The sequence below is a fragment of the Gemmatimonas sp. genome, assembly GCF_044344655.1.
Classification (GTDB): domain Bacteria; phylum Gemmatimonadota; class Gemmatimonadetes; order Gemmatimonadales; family Gemmatimonadaceae; genus Gemmatimonas.
Genome location: NZ_JBIJCN010000006.1, coordinates 25,429 through 42,657 on the forward strand (window position 1 = coordinate 25,429; position 17,229 = coordinate 42,657).

The 17,229-nt window shown below is 66.5% G+C and carries 12 protein-coding genes; 6 read left to right on the forward strand and 6 right to left on the reverse strand.

Annotated elements, in window-relative coordinates; genetic code table 11:
• Positions 1 to 37 precede the first annotated feature (37 nt).
• Positions 38 to 427, forward strand: a complete 390-nt coding sequence (locus ACIQ51_RS03510; RefSeq protein WP_396203625.1) for a YccF domain-containing protein — start codon at positions 38 to 40, stop codon at positions 425 to 427.
• On the opposite strand, the gene ACIQ51_RS03515 is transcribed toward ACIQ51_RS03510, so the two are convergent.
• The gene (locus ACIQ51_RS03515; protein WP_396203626.1) at positions 412 to 1,800 is read right to left on the reverse strand and encodes an APC family permease; all 1,389 of its coding nucleotides are present in this window, start codon (positions 1,798 to 1,800) and stop codon (positions 412 to 414) included. The genes ACIQ51_RS03510 and ACIQ51_RS03515 overlap by 16 nt on opposite strands.
• Positions 1,801 to 1,893: 93 nt before the next feature.
• On the opposite strand from ACIQ51_RS03515, the gene ACIQ51_RS03520 reads away from it, so the two are divergent.
• Positions 1,894 to 2,661, forward strand: coding sequence for a dimethylarginine dimethylaminohydrolase family protein (locus ACIQ51_RS03520; protein ID WP_396203627.1), 768 nt, complete (start codon positions 1,894 to 1,896; stop codon positions 2,659 to 2,661).
• Here the strand turns inward: ACIQ51_RS03520 and ACIQ51_RS03525 are convergent.
• Positions 2,651 to 5,905, reverse strand: a complete 3,255-nt coding sequence (locus ACIQ51_RS03525; RefSeq protein WP_396203628.1) for a WD40/YVTN/BNR-like repeat-containing protein — start codon at positions 5,903 to 5,905, stop codon at positions 2,651 to 2,653. The genes ACIQ51_RS03520 and ACIQ51_RS03525 overlap by 11 nt on opposite strands.
• 134 nt (positions 5,906 to 6,039) lie before the next feature.
• Here ACIQ51_RS03525 and ACIQ51_RS03530 point away from each other — a divergent pair, with 134 nt between their 5' ends.
• Positions 6,040 to 6,471 carry a PaaI family thioesterase gene (locus ACIQ51_RS03530; RefSeq protein WP_396203629.1) on the forward strand — a complete coding sequence of 144 codons (432 nt, stop codon included), beginning with the start codon at positions 6,040 to 6,042 and terminating at the stop codon, positions 6,469 to 6,471.
• Here ACIQ51_RS03530 and ACIQ51_RS03535 read toward each other — a convergent pair.
• A complete protein-coding gene (locus ACIQ51_RS03535; RefSeq protein ID WP_396203630.1) occupies positions 6,462 to 8,726 on the reverse strand; it encodes a DUF5916 domain-containing protein in 2,265 nt (754 codons plus the stop codon). The two genes, ACIQ51_RS03530 and ACIQ51_RS03535, sit on opposite strands and share 10 nt — an antisense overlap.
• 69 nt (positions 8,727 to 8,795) lie before the next feature.
• Between ACIQ51_RS03535 and ACIQ51_RS03540 the strand changes: the two genes are divergently transcribed.
• Positions 8,796 to 9,293, forward strand: coding sequence for a paraquat-inducible protein A (locus tag ACIQ51_RS03540; protein WP_396203631.1), 498 nt, complete (start codon positions 8,796 to 8,798; stop codon positions 9,291 to 9,293).
• Here the strand turns inward: ACIQ51_RS03540 and ACIQ51_RS03545 are convergent.
• Positions 9,285 to 9,776 carry a hypothetical protein gene (locus tag ACIQ51_RS03545; RefSeq protein ID WP_396203632.1) on the reverse strand — a complete coding sequence of 164 codons (492 nt, stop codon included), beginning with the start codon at positions 9,774 to 9,776 and terminating at the stop codon, positions 9,285 to 9,287. The genes ACIQ51_RS03540 and ACIQ51_RS03545 overlap by 9 nt on opposite strands.
• A 291-nt stretch (positions 9,777 to 10,067) precedes the next feature.
• Between ACIQ51_RS03545 and ACIQ51_RS03550 the strand changes: the two genes are divergently transcribed.
• Together ACIQ51_RS03550 and ACIQ51_RS03555 are read left to right on the forward strand one after the other, a co-directional pair.
• Positions 10,068 to 10,550: a glutathione peroxidase gene (locus ACIQ51_RS03550; protein ID WP_396203633.1), complete on the forward strand. Its 483-nt coding sequence runs from the start codon at positions 10,068 to 10,070 to the stop codon at positions 10,548 to 10,550.
• A gap of 102 nt (positions 10,551 to 10,652) precedes the next feature.
• Positions 10,653 to 12,920 (forward strand): TonB-dependent receptor domain-containing protein, encoded by a 2,268-nt coding sequence (locus tag ACIQ51_RS03555; RefSeq protein ID WP_396203634.1) that lies wholly within the window; start codon positions 10,653 to 10,655, stop codon positions 12,918 to 12,920.
• Positions 12,921 to 13,001: 81 nt separating this feature from the next.
• Here the strand turns inward: ACIQ51_RS03555 and ACIQ51_RS03560 are convergent, their stop codons facing one another.
• Complete coding sequence (locus ACIQ51_RS03560; protein WP_396203635.1) at positions 13,002 to 14,249, reverse strand: RagB/SusD family nutrient uptake outer membrane protein; 1,248 nt, start codon at positions 14,247 to 14,249, stop codon at positions 13,002 to 13,004.
• 11 nt (positions 14,250 to 14,260) lie between these two features.
• Positions 14,261 to 17,125, reverse strand: a complete 2,865-nt coding sequence (locus ACIQ51_RS03565) for a TonB-dependent receptor domain-containing protein (RefSeq protein ID WP_396203636.1) — start codon at positions 17,123 to 17,125, stop codon at positions 14,261 to 14,263.
• Positions 17,126 to 17,229 lie beyond the last annotated feature (104 nt).

Sequence of the window (17,229 nt, forward strand, 5' to 3'; positions counted from 1 at the left end):
TCGAAACAGATCACCCTACGGGGACGTACGTTTCGCTATGACTTTCCTCGGCAATCTTCTCTGGTTCGTGCTGGGCGGCGGATTCTTCGCGTGGCTTGGCTGGCTGCTGGCGGGCCTCCTCCTTGCGATCACGGTCGTGGGCATCCCGTGGTCGATCGCGGCGTTTCGGGTGGCCCCATTCGCGGCGTTTCCCTTCGGTCGCACGCTCGTGGACGCGCGCACCGTCGGTGAGGATCGCATCGTGGGGACGGGCCTCGCCAACGTGCTCTGGATCGTGTTCGCCGGTCTGTGGCTCTTCATTGGCCACGTGTTGGCAGGGATTGCCCTCTGTCTCACGGTGATCGGCATCCCCTTTGGCCTCGCCCACTTCAAGCTGGCGCAGGTCTGCTGGGCGCCGCTGGGCAAGCGCATTCAGTCCACGGACTGACCGGCCGGGTGGCTCGCGGCGCGCCGCTGCATGTAGAGGTGGAGCGGCACACCGGCGAAGATCAGCAGCAGCCCCCACAGGTTCGCCTCGAGTCCCGCGCCGGCGAAGGCGAAGCAGGCGAAGGCGATGGCACCGGCCGAAGCGAGCAGCAGCGCCGGCGTGCGCGGCACCGTTCCGCGATAGGCCAGCACGAGGGCCGCCACCGGCGCCAGCAGATAGAGGGCCAGCGTCGTGGTGGTGGAGAGCAGCAGCACGAAGGTGTACATGTTGGTAAGGCGCGGGCTGCCGTTGAGCATGATCAGCACGCACGCCAGCACACCGCTCACGAGCACGGAGTTCATCGCCGCACCGCGGGCATTGCGCTTCCCCCACCAGGCGGGGAGCAGACCGTGGTCGGCCATGGCCGCCGGTACCTCACCGACCACCAGCACCCACCCGTTGAGTGCGCCGAAGGCGCCAATCACGACGCACAGCGTGATCAACGTGCCCACACCACGCCCCAACACAGGCGACACGAAATCGGCCACGGGGGCGGCGCTGACCGCGAGTGCCGCGGCAGGCATCGTGAGCACGAGCAGCCCCGTGACTGACATGCTGAGTACCCCCGTCATAACGGTGCCGATCATGGTGGCACGGGGCACCGTGCGCTCCGGATCATTCACTGCTTCGGCGGGCATGGCGGCGCACTCGAGCCCCAGCATCGAGTACAGCGTGAGTGCCGCGGCACCGGTGGCTGCCGAGAACGTCAGGGTGGACGCATCGAAGGGGGCGAGGATGCCCGTGCCGCCCCGTGCGAAGAGCAGGGCCGCCACCCCGAGCGCTACCACGAACGGCAGCATTTTCACCACCGTCGTGATCACCTGCGCGGCGCCCGCCACCTTGAGGCCGCGCGAATTGAGATAGCCCAGCAGCGCGAGCATGCTGCAGCCCGTGACTGCGGCGAGCATCGGCGACTGCGTGAGTGACGGGACGAGGCGGCCGAGATAGCTCACGCCACCGATCGTGATGGCGGCGTTGGATACACACGCCGACATCCAGTAGCCCCAGGCGGTCACGAAGGCCGGCCCACGGCCGAGTGCCACACCGAGAATGCCGGTGGCGCCGCCCGCATGCGGCAAGTGCTTTGCCAGTACGGCGAATACCCATGCGAGGCACAAGGACCCGCTCAATGTGAGCGCCCACCCCGTCATGGTGCTCCAGCCGAACGGCGCAAGCGAGGCCGGGAGCATGAACACCCCAACGCCCACGATGTTGCCCACCACCAGCGCGGTGGCACCGATGAGGCCGAGCTTGTGCGGTGTGCGTGCCGGTGTCAGCGTAGATGGCGACGCGGACTGCGCGTGAAGCTGCCGAGGCACCGGGGGAGAGGACATCGGGCGAATGTACGCCCTGGTGCGCCCCCCCGCAGGAGCTCCGTCGGTTCATGGGTGCACCGCGCCGCCGTCGCGTCCCTCATCGTACTGGACATGTCCTGGATGGCCTTCACGCGTGCTGTCAGCCCGAGCCTGGCCGCCTGCGAACTCACGCACGTGGCGCGCACGCCGATACAGGTGGATCGGGCCGTGGCGCAGCATGCCCGCTACGAAGACGCACTGCGACGGTTAGGGTGTGCCGTGCAGCGCGTCGCCCCCGCGCCGGAGCACCCCGATGCGGTGTTCATCGAAGACACGGCCGTGGTGCTGGATGAGATGGCGGTCATCACGCGCCCTGGCGCGGAGAGTCGTCGCGGCGAAACGCAGGCGGTGGCGCTGGCGCTTGAGCCGCATCGTGAGCTGCGTGCCATCGCCGCCCCAGGCACGCTCGACGGCGGCGACGTCCTCGTGGCGGGCCGCCGCATCTTCGTGGGGCGCACGGCCCGCTCCAATGACGACGGCATCGCGCAGCTGGCGGCGCTGACGGCCCCCTTCGGCTACGAAGTGATACCGGTCGAGGTGCGCGGTTGTCTGCACCTCAAGACCGCGGCCACGGCACTCGACGACGGCGCCGTGCTGCATAACCCCATGTGGGTCGAGCCTGCGGCCTTTGCGCCGCTGACGGCGCACGCCGTACACCCGGACGAGCCGATGGGCGCCAATGTGGTGCGTGTGGGCGAGCGGCTGCTTTACGCCGAAGCCTATCCCCGAACGCTCGCGGCGATGCGAGCGCTCGGGTACGACGTGGTGACGGTCCCTGCCGACGAACTCGCGAAAGCCGAAGGCGCCGTCACCTGCTGCTCCCTGATCTTCAGGGAATGATCGTGCGCGCGGGCACCGCGATCGCACCGAGCTTGAGTTGTGCGGCCGCCGCGTTGAGCGCCGGGATGTCCTTGTCGAGGATCTCCTGCCAACCGGTGCGCAACACCTTCCAGCGGGCGGACAGCTCGGCCACCCGCTCAGCGGCTCCCTTGGTAGGGCGACCGTCCACCCCCCCGTTGATGTAGCCGTTGGTGCCGGTCAGGTTGCCGTACAGCTCTGCCCACTGGTTATCGAGTTGCCCCGCAAAGCGGATGGGGTCCTGTCCGCTCCGGCTCTTTACCTGCGTGAGCTGCACTTCGAGGCGCGCGAGCTTGGCTGCAAGGGTGTCGGCCAGCGCTGCGAGCGCCGCCTCCGAACCAGCGCGCTTCGCCGCGGCAAGCAGCTGATCACGCTGCTTCTGTACGTCGCGGAGATCACCGAGTGTGGTGTTGAGCGCATTCATGGAGTCACGCACCGCGCTGGCGGCGCGGAACTGCTCCACATAATCGCTGGCCGTAACGGTGGTGAGGCGCGGGTCGGGGAGCACTTTGAACGGCTTGCGCATCGTCACGCCGTTCGCCGTGAGCACCGCCTCATAGTCGCCTGGGGGTGCCTTCACACCGCCCAGATACCCCCAGGTGACCACGCCTTCCACACGCATCGGGCCGGGATACGTGATGTCCCACACCACGCGATGCAGCCCGCGCGTGGTGGGCAGGCGCCGCGTCTGCGCCATACGCGCCGCGGCACTGTCGCTGCTATACCGCTGCACCGTGCGGCGCTGGGTATCGACAATTTCGAGCGTGACCGGCGCAGTGGCATTGGCGCCAAGCCAGAGGTGAATGGAGGCGCCGTTATCGGCGGGATCGGGCACTTCCGGCGTGGGGTCGAACGATTCACCGCCACGCTGGGCACGTACCACATCCGTCGGCGTGAACAGATGCGCCGACGAGGCGACGATGGCAGGCGATAGCTCGCGCAGCGGGGCAAGATCATCGACGATCCAGAGGGCGCGACCCTGCGTCGAGATCACGAGGTCGTCGTGGCGGGCCTCAAGATCGGCAATGGGCGTAATGGGCAAGCGACCCGGCATGCGCTGCCAGCCTTTGCCCCCGTCGAACGACACGAACAGTCCGTACTCGGTGCCCGCGTAGAGGAGGTTGGCGCGCTTCGGATCCTCGGCTACCGAGCGCAGCGGATGATCGGCGGGAATGCCGTTGGTACCGTCGGTCAGTCGCGTCCAGCTGCGACCATAGTCGTCGGTGCGCCAGAGATATGGCGTGAAGTCGTCGAGTCGGTAGGCCTGCACCGCCACGTAGGCACGTCCCGGCTGATGCGACGAGAGCGCGATCTCTTCCACCGTGCCGAACCTCGGCATCCCCGGCGGAGTGATCTCGATCCACGACGACCCGCCGTTGCGCGTGATGTGCAGGCGACCATCGTCGGTGCCGACCCAGAGTGTCTTGGCGTCGGCGCGGTCTTCGGCCACGGCGAAGATCGTATTGAAAATCTCGACGCCCGTCACGTCGTTGTTGATGGGGCCACCGGCGGCCACTTGATGAGCCGGGGTGTTCGTGGTGAGATCGGGAGAGATGCGGTCCCACGTCATGCCATTGTCACGCGTACGCAGCAGATACTGGGACCCGTGGTACACCACGTTGCGGTCATGGCGCGATACGACGATCGGGGCCACCCACTGGAAGCGGTAGGTGAGATCCTTCGCCGCCTGACCGAGCTGGAGCTGCGGATACACGATCACGTTGCGCCGCTCATCGGTCCGCGTGTCCCAGCGGTTGATGGCGCCACCGTAGCAGCCGCCCCAGAGCACGTCGGGATGATCGGGGTGGAGTGCGACCGGCCCTGTCTCGCAGCCGGAGGCATACCGGTAGTCGGCGAATGGATGCAGTGAGTTGGATGACGACCAGCTCGGGACGCTGATGGTGTTGTTGTCCTGCTGCGCCGTGTACACGCGATACGGGAACCGATTGTCCGTGATGACGTCGTAGAACTCGGCCGTGGGCTGGTTCCAGTAGCTGGACCAGGTGCGACCTCGATTGAGCGTGACCTGCGCACCGCCGTCGTCGGCCACGATCATGAGGCGCTTGTCTGCGGGGTTGATCCACAGGTCATGCACGTCGCCGTGCGGCACGGCGATCTCACTGAACGTGACGCCTCCGTCGATGCTGCGGTACAGCGACGTGTTCAGGGCGTACACGACGTTCTCCTCGTCGGGATCGGCGCGCACGTGCGTGTAGTACCAGGCGCGCTGCCGCAGCTTGTTCTCGCTGTTGGTGCGTGTCCAGGTGGCGCCGCCGTCATCGCTGCGGTACACACCGCCCGCGGGCTCCGCTTCGATGATCGCCCACACCCGCCGCGGATTGGCCGCCGACACGGTGAGGCCGATCTTGCCGGTCAGCCCCGTGGGAAGACCGCCACCGAGCTTCGTCCACGTGTCCCCACCGTTGGTGGAGCGCCAGATGCCACCCTCCGACGATCCGGAGATCATCGTCCACGGCTTTCGCTCAGCGCGCCACATGGCGGCGTAGAGGATGCGCGGATTCTTCGGGTCCATGGCGATGTCGGATGCGCCGGTGGAGTCGTTGAGGAACAGGACCTTCTCCCACGTGCGGCCGCCGTCGCGGGTGCGGTACACGCCGCGGTCTGCGCTGCGCCCGAACGGGCGTCCTAGCACCGCGGCATACGCCACATCGGCATTGCCCGGATGCACCTGGATGCGGCCGATCTGTCCCGCGTTCCGGAGTCCGATCGATTGCCAGCTGCGACCGCCATCGGTGGAACGCCACGCGCCGCGCCCCATGGAGGTATTCCCGCGCAGGTCGACGGAGCCTTCGCCCACGTACACCACATTCGGGTCGCCCGGCGCCACCGCCACGGCGCCGATGGCCCCGCCGAAATAGCCGTCCGATACATTGCGCCAGGTCACGCCGGCATCATCGGTATGCCACAGCCCCCCGCCGGTGCTGCCCATGTAGAAAGCATGCGGCTGACCGGGCACACCGCTCACGGCGGTGGATCGCCCCCCCCGGAAGGGGCCCAGCATTCGCACCTTGAGCCCCGTGAGAGCCACAGAATCCACTGTGGTGGACGACGCGTTCCCGGCAGCTGCGGGTGCGGCCGTTGCCGGCGCGGTGGGCCGGGTGGGGCGCTGCGCTGTGAGCAGCGCCTGCGGACCGGGCATGATCGCATTCGCGAGGGCGATGAGCGCGGCGAGGCGGGCAGGTGTGAAGAGGCGTGGCATCGGCATGGGTTGGGATCGGGAAAACGGCTCTTCTGATGTATCGCCAGCCGTGTGCGCTGTCCACTCTTCACGGGAAGCCTGGGGGACCGCCGTGGTCCTGTCGCGTTGACAGTGCCGCGAGGCGCCGAGAACTTGTGCCAATGATGAACGCGGAACAGGCCAACGCACGCGCCAAGGGGTTCTTCCCTTCGCACATCGGGATGCACTTCACGCACGTGGCGCACGGTGAGATTCACGCCGAATGCGAGGTGCGACGCGAGCTCATGGCTCCCAATGGCTATCTGCATGCGGGTGCCGTGGTCACGTTTGCCGACTCCTGCGCCGGCTTCGGGTGCATGGCCACGCTTCCCGATGGGGCCGATGGCTTCACCACGGTGGAACTCAAGACGAATCACTTGGGCACCACGCGCGATGGTACGATCCTCTGCCAAGCCGTCGTCGCGCACACCGGCCGCACCACGCAGGTGTGGGATGCGGTGGTCACGCACAAGGAATCCGGGAGGACCCTTGCCCTCTTCCGGTGCACGCAGATGATTCTCTACCCGCGCACGACCGGGGTCGCTCAGAGTTGACCGAGCCAGCTCAGTTTCACGATGAGGGAGCGGGCCATCGGCGTATTGCCACCCTGCACAGCCTGTCGGTCGTTGTACACCACGTACAGGAATGATAGCGGCAGGAATTCCCAGCTGAAACGCGCATTGAGTGAGGCGCGTTCGATGGCCGTGTTGTACTGGTAGAACGCGCTCCACTGGACGCGCGGGTTGAGGTACACGCGTACTTCGGGGCCGGCGAGGTGCGTGACGAAGTTGGAGTCGCGGGCGCCGAGCGACCGGAGCCGGTTGATTTCGTAGCTGCCACGAACGGACACGTACGGTGTGGGCGACCACCGGGTGGTGAGTTCCGCACGATCGAGGGAACCATCGAAGAACGCGCCGGAGGTCGCCACGAGCTGCGCGGCCAGTTTTGCGCTCTGGTCACTCTTGAGGGTGATGCCGAGGCGGGTGTAGTCGTACTGACCCGGCGCGATGCGGACCGAGGGGAAGAGCGTGACCGGCAGGTTGGGGCGCTGCACGTTGTACTCGAGGGCGGGCGTGATGGTCGCGCCATTCCTGAAGAGCAGTTCGCCCGTGTACGTCACGTTGGCTTCCTGCAGATCACCTGACTGCGGATCGTTGAAGGCGATCGCATTGGGCCCATGGCGGAGCCATACCACCGACTTCGGGAGCCGTTTCGGCTGCAGGGTCCACGTGACGAAGGGGTTGGTCATCACCACGTCGGGCCGCGAGACGAATCCCATCTGCGGGTTGTAGTCCTTGCTGACCACGGCGCCGAGCACGCCGGTGAGCAGCGTGGCGGTGTTGCGGTTAATGCCGTAGGTCGCCGCGAGGCCGGTCCGCCCGTTTTCCGTGGAGGCCGAGACCATGCCGGTGAACTGGGTCAGTTCACCGATGCGGGTGAGCGCGTCGAACGCCACCATCGTGTTGCGGCGGTCGGTCAGGATGCCATCGGGTCCCGCCACGGTGCCATCGCGCAGCGCTGCCGTGGCACCCAGGCGCGTGGCTCGGCCAAAGAACTGGCTGCCGCGCACCACGCCAAACGTTGTTGCGCCCTGTGCGCCCAGCGCCGCCTGCCGCATGGCGAGGGCACCCGCGGTGGTGCGCCCCGAGCGAAAGGCGTAGCGCATGCCGGCGTCGATGGGTTGTGGGGTCCCATCGTCCCCCAGCCCGATGCGGCGCGTGAAGAAGGGCTGCACGAAGTAACGCCCGGACACGCCCCCGATCCCACCAATGGTGCCGGCACCAAGGCCTCCGGCGTTGAGCAGGTCGGCATTTTCGAGGAAGAACTGGCGGCGTTCCGGCAGGAAGACGCTGAAGCGCGTGAGATTGACCACCTGCCGGTCCACATCGGCCTGCGCAAAGTCCGTATTGATGGTGCCCTCGAGCAGGCTGTTGGCCGTGGGGGCCCAAATCACTTCGCCACCCACGTCACCAAGGCTGCCGTTGAAGGCTTTCGCCGTACGGTCTGTGATGCGCTGGCCCAGCACGTACGGCCGTACGCGAATGTTGGTGCGGGGCGGCGGCGGCTGCAGGGAATCGAGAACCCCGCCGTAGGTGATGCGCCACGACGAGAGTTGGCGTGGATACGGCATCCAGGCACTCCACTGCGCCACGCGCCGCGTGTTGCGCACGAAGTTGATGTCCCACGAGGTCAGGCCCGGCGCGTAGCGGAGGGACCGCCAGGGGATGGAAAACTCCGCCGTCCATCCGCTGTCGCTGCGGGTCGTGCGTACGCGCCAGAGCGCATCCCAGTTGAAGTTGAAAGCGTCTCCGCCGTCGAAGGCCTGCACGTCGGCCTGCGAGCCGAGGGGCGTGGTACTGAACTGCAGCACGGTTCGGTGATCACCGAGTGGCCCCATGGTGATGCCGAACACGTCGTTCTCAGGGGGTTCGAAGTCGCGGCGCAGGTCCGGCATCCGCAGGGTGGAGAGCCCAGCGCTGTCGCGGTTGAACGCCCCGACGTAGAGATTCTCGTCGTCAAACAGCACGCGCACCTCGGTGGGGTAGCGGGTGCTGGGGATAAAGTCGGGACGGGCCTGTACGAAATCGCCGGCGACAGGGGCCGTGCGCCAGTCGCGTTCGTCGAGCCGTCCATCGATCTCCAGACGCGCCGTGGCTCGCCGTGCCACGAGGTGCCGACGCGTGGCATCGGTGGGCTCAGGGACCGTGATGGGCTGCGCATGGCCCCGAGAGGGAGCGAGCAGCAGAGCAGCAAGAAGCGAAACAGCAGGGAGCCAGCGGGACTCGCCCCGAAGCGACACGTTAGACATCCCGCCAAGGTACGGTCCGCGACCGCCTGGTGTCCAATGGGATCTCGGCTCTCCCGTTATGATGAACCCATGACGAAACGCAATCTGTTGGCTATCGGGCTGTCGATCGTGAGTCTGGCGCTGCTCTGGCCGGGGCTGGTGGAGCCGGCGCTGACCATTCGCGCCACGATCGAGATGTTCGGCGCCGAACGCGAACTCACGAACGAAACCCGCAGCGTGATCGGGGCGGTGCAGAGTCTGCACGCGAGCGGCAACGACTTCGTGGCCGGCCTGATCCTGCTCTTCAGCGTACTCGTTCCGGTGGCCAAGGCCGCCTTGCTGGTCCCCATCCTGACGTTGCGCGGCACGCCCGCTGCCTATCGTCTCTGGCGCATCGTGCAGCTGATCAGCAAGTGGTCCATGGCCGACGTTTTCGCCGTGGGGATGCTGATCGCGCTGCTGGTGGCCAAGGGGACCGCCAACCTGTCGGCGGTGGCCGGCACCGGGTTTTACTGCTTTGCGGCGTACTGCCTTACGTCAAACGCGGCGTTTCAGCTGCTGACGGTGGAGCCGCCAGCCTCACGCTGACCGGAGGTTACGCGCTCCGCCCTTGGGCCTAGTGCCCGGCGCGGCCTTTGGCGCCGGCAGGGTGCCCGGAGCGATGCGGAACCTGGCCACCGGCTTGTTGTCGAGGTTCACAAACCCCTCGATGCGGCCGTCGGTCGTTACTGTGCCGTCGTGCTCGAGCTGCTTGTTCTCTCCGGCGGTGACACGAAAGCGGAGGCGATTCCCGGTGCGGACCACATTGCTGATCGCCCCCGATCCCTGCCCGGGGACGATGGCGGTCCCAGAGGCGCCGCCCGGCGCAAAGGTGTAGCTCACCGGTACCACGATCGTGCTGTCGCCCAGCGGTACGGTGGCGGTACCCGCGTAACTGCCGGTGATCGTGCTGGTCGAGGGCGTGGGGGCCGCCTTCGCGGCGGCTTTGGGGCCTTGGGCCACCACGGCGCGCGGTCCGAGGACAGAAAGCGCCGTGAGGGCGGAAACGACGGACAGCAGCGACGTGGACACGCGCATCGGGAAGCGGGCAGGAGTACGGCGACATCGCGGAGAGCGCGGGCCGTGAGCAAGCGCCTCGGCCGTGGGCACGGTCATGTCCGCGCATTCCCCGCGCCGCCACAAAGGTACCGCGAAGACCAAGCCGTTCAAGCGCGTGATCATGCGACGCCCGAGCACACACAGTCTTCCTTGGCACCGGTCGCCTCGGTCCGCCGTTGACTCCCCGTGGGCACCGGATCGTGGCAGATTGCCGCCCCCGGGTCCCCCCGGTCAGCCCGTCACCCTATCGCTCACGGTCGATTCATGCCGACGTTCACCGATTTCGATCTCGTGTCGCTCGATGGCGCACCCATGCCGCTCTCGCAGTATGCCGACCACGTGGTGCTGATGGTCAACGTGGCCAGCATGTGCGGCATGACGCCGCAGTATGCGGGGCTCGAGGACCTTTGGCGCCGCTACCGCGATCGGGGCCTCGTCGTGATGGGGTGCCCGTGCGATCAGTTCGGTCATCAGGAGCCGGGCACCGCAACGGAAATCGCCACGTTTTGCAGCAGCCGCTACGACGTCACGTTCCCGATGTCGTCGAAACTCGACGTGAACGGCGATCATGCGCATCCGCTGTGGCAGTGGATGCGGCAGTCCGAGCCGGGGGTGTTCGGCACGACCGCGGTCAAGTGGAATTTCACCAAGTTCCTCGTGGGGCGTGACGGGCAGGTGATCGCGCGCTATGCGCCCACCACTACCCCTGAGGCCCTCACGTCCGACATCGAAAAGGCCCTGGGGTAAATGCCTCGACGGCGGCGTGCAATCCAACTGGTCCTGCTGCTGAGCGCTGGGTGGCTGTCGGTCGGGGCTCCGGGCCGGGCCGCTGCGCAGCAGGCCCGCACTATGCCGGCGAGCTCGAACGCGCCTACCAACCAAGCGGTGGGTACGGCGACTGGCCGCATCGTGGAAGCCGTGACCGAAGCCCCGGTCGCCGGTGCGACCGTGCGCGTGGTGGGGCAGGACGTGGCGGTGCAGTCCGATGCCGCAGGCCGCTTCACGCTCCGCGGTATCCGCGTGGGCATCGTGACCATCGAAGTCCGCCGATTGGGATTTGCCGCGGTACGGCGCGGTGACATCGCGGTGTCGCCGGCCAAGCCGGCCGAGCTGACGATTGTGTTGCAGCCGATCGACGTGCAGCTCGATGTGGTCACGGTGCGTCCGGAGGCGTTCCCGGCGCGGATGCCCGCCGCCACACCGGTCTCCACGCAGCGATACGACGCCGAGGAGGTGCGCCGTCAGCCGGGTGCGCAGGAAGATGTGCTGCGCGCGATCTCCATCGCGCCGGGCGTAGGGGTGACGAGTGCGGCGCGCAACGACATCGTCGTCCGTGGCGGTGCGCCCTTCGAGAATCTGTTCGTGGTGGACAACATCGAAGTGCCCAACATCAATCACTTCGGTTCCCAGGGATCCACCGGGGGGCCCATCTCGCTGATCAACATCCGCTTCATCGAAAGCGCCACGATCTCGGCCGGTGGGTTCGGCGCGCGGCTTGGTGACCGCACCTCATCGGCCACCACGCTGACCTTGCGCGAAGGCAACCGGGAACGCGTGGCGGGGGAGCTCAACGTGGCTGCCACGCAGGTGGGGGCGGTGCTCGAGGGGCCGCTGGGCAAGCACGCCTCGTTCCTCGCCAATGTACGCCAGAGTTATCTCGATCTCCTCTTCAAGGCGATCGGATTGAGCTTCATTCCGCGCTACACGGATGCGACGGCGAAAGTCACCTGGCGCCCGTCGTCGACCGATGCGGTGAGCGTACTGGCGATCGGTGCGCGCGGCACGATCACGTTCGACAACAGCACCGATTCGGCACGGGTGAACAACTCTGAGGTGCTCGCGCCCGCGCAGGACCAGTATTTCAGTGGCCTCACGTGGAAGCATCTCATGGCGCGGGGCGTAGTGGCCACCACGCTGGGGCGCACGTGGACGCGCTACGTGACGGCGCAGCGCGACAGCCTGCTGGTTCCCATTCTTGCGAGCCGCTCCACTGAGGGTGAGAATTCGCTGCGCACCGATGTGACGGTACTGGCGGCGCGCGGCCTGGAGATCGAGGCCGGCACGATCTTCAAGTACGCCAGTACCCTGCGATATGATGCCACGCTGGCGGGCTTCACCCGGCGTGATGCGGATGGCACCCCGCAGCCGCTCAACGTGGACACCAACTTTACGGCGCTGCGTAACGGGACGTACGCACAGGCCTCCTGGCAGGTGGCGCCGCGCGTGCGACTGTCTGGCGGCTTGCGTGGCGACTGGTATGGATTCCTCGACAACGCGGTGCGCGTGGCTCCGCGCCTGAGCGCCAGTGTGCTACTTCGCGAGGGGACCACGGTCTCGCTGTCGGGCGGTCGCTACTGGCAGGCGCCAAGCTACATCTGGCTGGTGGGCGATCCGCTCAACGCACAGCGACTGCGCCCCTTCCGCGCCGATCAACTGGTGGCTGGCGTGACGCAACTGGTGGGAGGCGATCTCAAGGTCCAGTTCGAAGTGTACGGCAAGCGTTACGGCGATTATCCGGCGCGACGCTTTCGGCCGCAGGCGGTGCTCAGTCCCAGTGGGTTCGACGACGCCACCACCGATATTCCGTTCGGCCTCGAGCCGCTGGAGAGCACCGGTACCGGCCGTACGTACGGGGCCGAACTGTTTCTGCAGAAAAAGCTGGGCGCTTCGCCGTTCTACGGGCAGCTGAGTGCGAGTGTGAATCGCACGCGCTTCACGGGAATCAATGGCGCGAGCACGCGCGGCGCCTTCGATACGCCGGTGCTGGCCAACGGGGTGATGGGGTGGCGCCCCAATGCCCGCTGGGAAGTCGCGCTCCGTGTTCGAGGCAGCAGCGGTCTCCCCTTCACGCCATTCGTGGACGAGGGCACGCTGGCAGGCACGCTCGACTTCGCGCGCTACAACACCGAGCGTATCTCCACGTTCTTAGCTGCCGATGTCCGCGTTGATCGCCGCTTTGTGGTCGCCGGGCGACAGTTCATCGCCTTCCTCGACCTCCAGAACGTGACCAATCGCGCCAATGCGGTCGCTCCGCGGTGGAATCCGCGTCTGCGTCGCACGGAGCCGAACGCCAGTGTGGGGCTGCTCCCTTCGATTGGCCTGAACTTCGAATTCTGACCCGTCGCGACGCTGCCGCGCAAACGAAAGCGCCGCCGGATGCAGGGCATCCGGCGGCGCTTCGTGCATGCGGTGCCGCGGTTACTTGATGTTCGGATTCGTCTCGAGTTCCGACAGCGGAATCGGGAAGCAGAGATTGCGACCGGTCATGTCGTCCGAGACGCCAGGACGGTTGAGGCGCGCCCAGCGACGCTGGTCGCCCATGCGACGGCCTTCGAGCCAGAGCTCGATGCCGCGCTCACGCTTGAGGGCTTCCCATGCCTCGGTGTTGCTGGAGGCGGTCACCAAGGGGAGGCTCAGCGCACCACGACGGATGTTGATCTTGGCCATCGCGCCGGCGATGTCACCACCCACCAGCAACGCTTCTGCTTCGATCAGACGCATTTCCCAGCCGCTCGCGAGATTCATCGACGATTCGCGCACCGGATACTTGGTCTGGAAGTACCAGCGCACCTGCCCGCCGAGGCTCGTGACGGCCGCATCGCCAAAGCGGATGGTGAGGCTCGAGTCGAAGGGCACGCGCGGGTCGCGCGTGGTGCGACGGTAGTTCTCGTAGAACGTGCCCCACACCGTGTGGGCGCGGTACGGCTGGTTGGCCGATGCCCAGTAAATGCGATTGTACTGGGCTACGGTGTTGACGAAGTACGGCATGCGATAGACCATCGTGTTGCTGCTGATCAACGCGGCATCCGATGCCGCACCGCTCAGGTTGTCGCGAAGCAGACGCACCGAGGCACGTCCGGCGGTGGCCGCATCACGCAACGTGGCGTTGTTGGCGGCCGTGGCCACCGCGATCGCTTCCGTGAAGGCGGCCTCAGCGCGCTCGAGATACACGGTGTAGCTCTGCTTGGCGCCACCGTCGATCACACAGTCACAGAAGTTCTCACCGAGGTGCCGGTTCGAGTAGCCAACCCAGATGAGCCCTTGAGCCAGCGTGGCGCTGTTGGCCGACGCCGTGCCCAGCACTTCCTTGATGCGCTTTACGCCATTCTCGGCGGTCCAGCGGGCACGCTGCGCCTGATTCCACCAGTCGCCGCCGTCGTCGTTGGTGAGGACGCCGAGCTGCTGGCGCACCGAGATACCGAAGGCCGCGGTGGATCCGGACGGGAGCACTTCCTTGGTAACGGCGGCGCCGGTGTACGCCGTCCAGTTGAGGGCTTCGCCAAGGTCACGCCCGGCGCCGTTCACGACGGCAGTGAGCGCGGCGCTGTTCTGAAGAAACTCGGCCTGAATGGGGCCGGGGTTGGTCACCTTGAGGTCGCAGCCGGCAGCGAGCGCCAGGGCCGCGACGGGAGCGGTGCGCACGAGGGCGCGAAAATTCATCGTCATGGTCTGGGGCCTCAGAACGACATGCGGATGGAAGTCAGGAACATCGCCGGGGCAGGGATGTGCTCGGAGATGTAGCGGACGGCCGTATTGAAGCCGTCGTTGCCCGACATTTCCGGATCGAAGAGCGGCATGCCGAAGTTCGTGCGGAAGATGTTCTGCGCCGAGAGCACGAGGGTGCTGCTCGCGGTCTTCGGAATGATGCGGCCGAGCGGCACCGTGACGGTGATGTCGCGGATCTTGAAGAAGTCGGCCGGGAAGATGAACATGTCCTGGCGCGCATTGGCCGGGATGCAGGTGAGCCGTTCGCGCGGCGTCAGCGGCTGATTGCCGGCAATGGCCTCATAGGCCCGCGTGCAGGTCGGCCAGAGGACCGAGCGCGAGAGCGCCTGGAATGAGGCGTCTTCGTTGATGAAGGCGCCGCCCTGATACTCACCGCGTGCCGAGATCGTGATGCCCTTCCACGTGTTGATGTTCAGGGAGGGCGACAGGATCAGCGTGGGCTGCGACGGGCCGTACGTGTGGTTGACCGTCGTGTCGATCGCGGCGCCGATCTCGTCCTCGTTCTTGATGAGGCGACCGCGCAGCACGGGGGCGGGCTGGCCTTCGATGACCCAGCCGAAATTGCCCACGCTGAACGAGGGCGCGCCACCGAGGCTGAGCACCTTGCTCTGGTTGGTGCTCACGTTGAGACCGGCCTTGATGCCGAGCCAGGTCTTGTCGAGCAGGGTGCCGTTGATCGCCGCTTCGATACCGCTCTTCTGGATCTTGCCGGCGTTGCCGAGCGAGCTATTGAGGAAGCCGAGTGACGGCACGTTGCGCACGAAGAAGAGCGCGTCGTCGGTCACGGCCTTGAACCACGTGAAGTCCACGGAGAAGCGGCCATCGAAGAGCGTGTTGTCGAAGCCGATTTCCGTTTCGGTGGTGCGCTCGGGGCCAAGGTTCGGGTCACCGAGGTTGAGCGGACGCACAGCCGGGGAGGTTCCCCAGCCGACCGGATCCCACGTCTGTACGGCGGCGAACGCCGTGGGCGCGCGACCGGCCTGGCCGTATGCGGCGCGGGCCTTGAGCGTCCCGAACTTCTCGCTCCACCAGCTTTCGTCCGACACGACCCACGAGGCGCTCGCCTTGGGGTAGGTCTGGAAGCCGAAGCTCTCACCGAAGGCGCTGTTGCCATCCACGCGCGCGCCGACGGTCACGAAGTACTTGTCCTTGAAGCCGAAGAGGGCCTGGCTAAAGGCACCGCCCGTGATGTTCTTGAGCCGGTTTTCGTCGGCGTTGCGCAGCGAACCTGAGGCGACCGTGGGGTTGGTCGGCGCGGGGTAGTTCTCGGAGTAGGCGACCACGTCACCCACCACCGAGTTGATGTACTGCGTACCGGCCGACAGCGTGGCCTTGAAGTCGTCGGTGACCTGCAGCTCGTAGTTGTTGGCCCAGTCCAGGCTGATGATCTTGTTCTGCCAGATCTGGTTCTGGATGATGCCGGTCACGGCGCCCGGGAAGCCGTACGGCCGCACGTTGCGGTTTTCGAGCGCGGAGCGGTCGAAGCCGACCACGAGGCGGCTCGAGAACTTCTCGAAGGGCGTCCACGTGGTGGTGGCACCCATGAGCAGGCGGTCGATGTTGCTGTTCAGCTGCTGGCCGTACACGAGCTTGATCGTGTCCGGGTTGGCATTCCCGAAGTAGTTGCGATTGCGGCGGAACGCGTTGAGGGTCACACCCTGTGCGTTGTTACCGGCCGGCGTCTGCGTGATCAGGTTGTTGGTGTACGACGTGTTCCAGCTGAACTGCATGTTCTTCATCGGGCTGAAATCGATGTTGGAGCGCAGCTGGTACTTGCGCTCGTTGTCGAGTTCGAGCACGCCGTTGGTGTTGTCGGCGCCGAAGGAGAAGAGGTACTTCACGTTGTTCTGGGTACCGCCGGCCACCTGGGCCTGCATGCCGTAGCGTGCACCATCGCGCACGAAATCGTCCATGTAGAGGAGCGGCGCATCGCCGGCGCCGAACTTCTGGAGCCGGGAGAAGCCAGAGTTGAGCTGCGCATTCCACTTGGGCGTGCCCTGCGAGCCACGCTTGGTGAAGATCTGGATCACACCGGCGGCGGCGTCCGTCCCGAACAGCGTGGTGGCCGCGGCGCCCTTCACGACTTCGATGCGCTCGATATCGTCCGGGTTGATGTCATTCAGCGGGCTGCCGTACGCGTTGGCGCCGCGCTGGGTGGCACCCTGGAAGATGCCGTTGCGCGGATATTCGTCGGAGCGCGTGCGCACGCCGTCCACGTAGATCAGCGGCTGGTTGCTGAGCGCGAGCGACGTCGCGCCGCGGAGACGGATGGCACTGCCGGCGCCGGCATTGCCGGTACCGCCCGAGATCTGTACGCCCGCCACGCGGCCGGCGAGCAGGTTGGATACGTTGGTCGGCACTTCCGGGAGGTCCTTGGTGGAAACCTGCCCGATCGAGTTGCCCACCTCACGCTTACGCGCCGAACCCGCCGTTCCGGTCACAACGACCTGATCGAGGGAGATCGGCGAGGTCTTGAGCGAGAAGTCAGCGGTGGCCGTCTGGTTGGCGGCCACGGTCACCAGCTTTTCCGTCGGCTCGTAGCCGATCATGCGCACGCGTACGGTCAGGCTGCCAGGCGTGACGCGGGTGATCGTGTAGCCGCCGTCTGCGCCGGACTGCCCACCGTTCTGTGTGCCGGCAACGAAGACCTGCGCGTTGGGCACCGGGGCGCCCGCGGCATTGGTGATCTTGCCGCGTATCGTCCCCGTTCCGCTCTGTGCTTCCAGGGCAGCATGGGGGGCCAACGGGGTGATGAGCAGGCTCGCGACAACGGCTAGCGCCGCGGTCGCCCGACTCCACATACCTGTACCGATCATCCGCACCTCTCCTGAAATCTCGGACTGCTGCACGAACCCGCCGATCTGGCGGGGAGGAACTCGCTGGGGCAGGGCCGCGCAAGGGATTGCGACAGGACACCCTG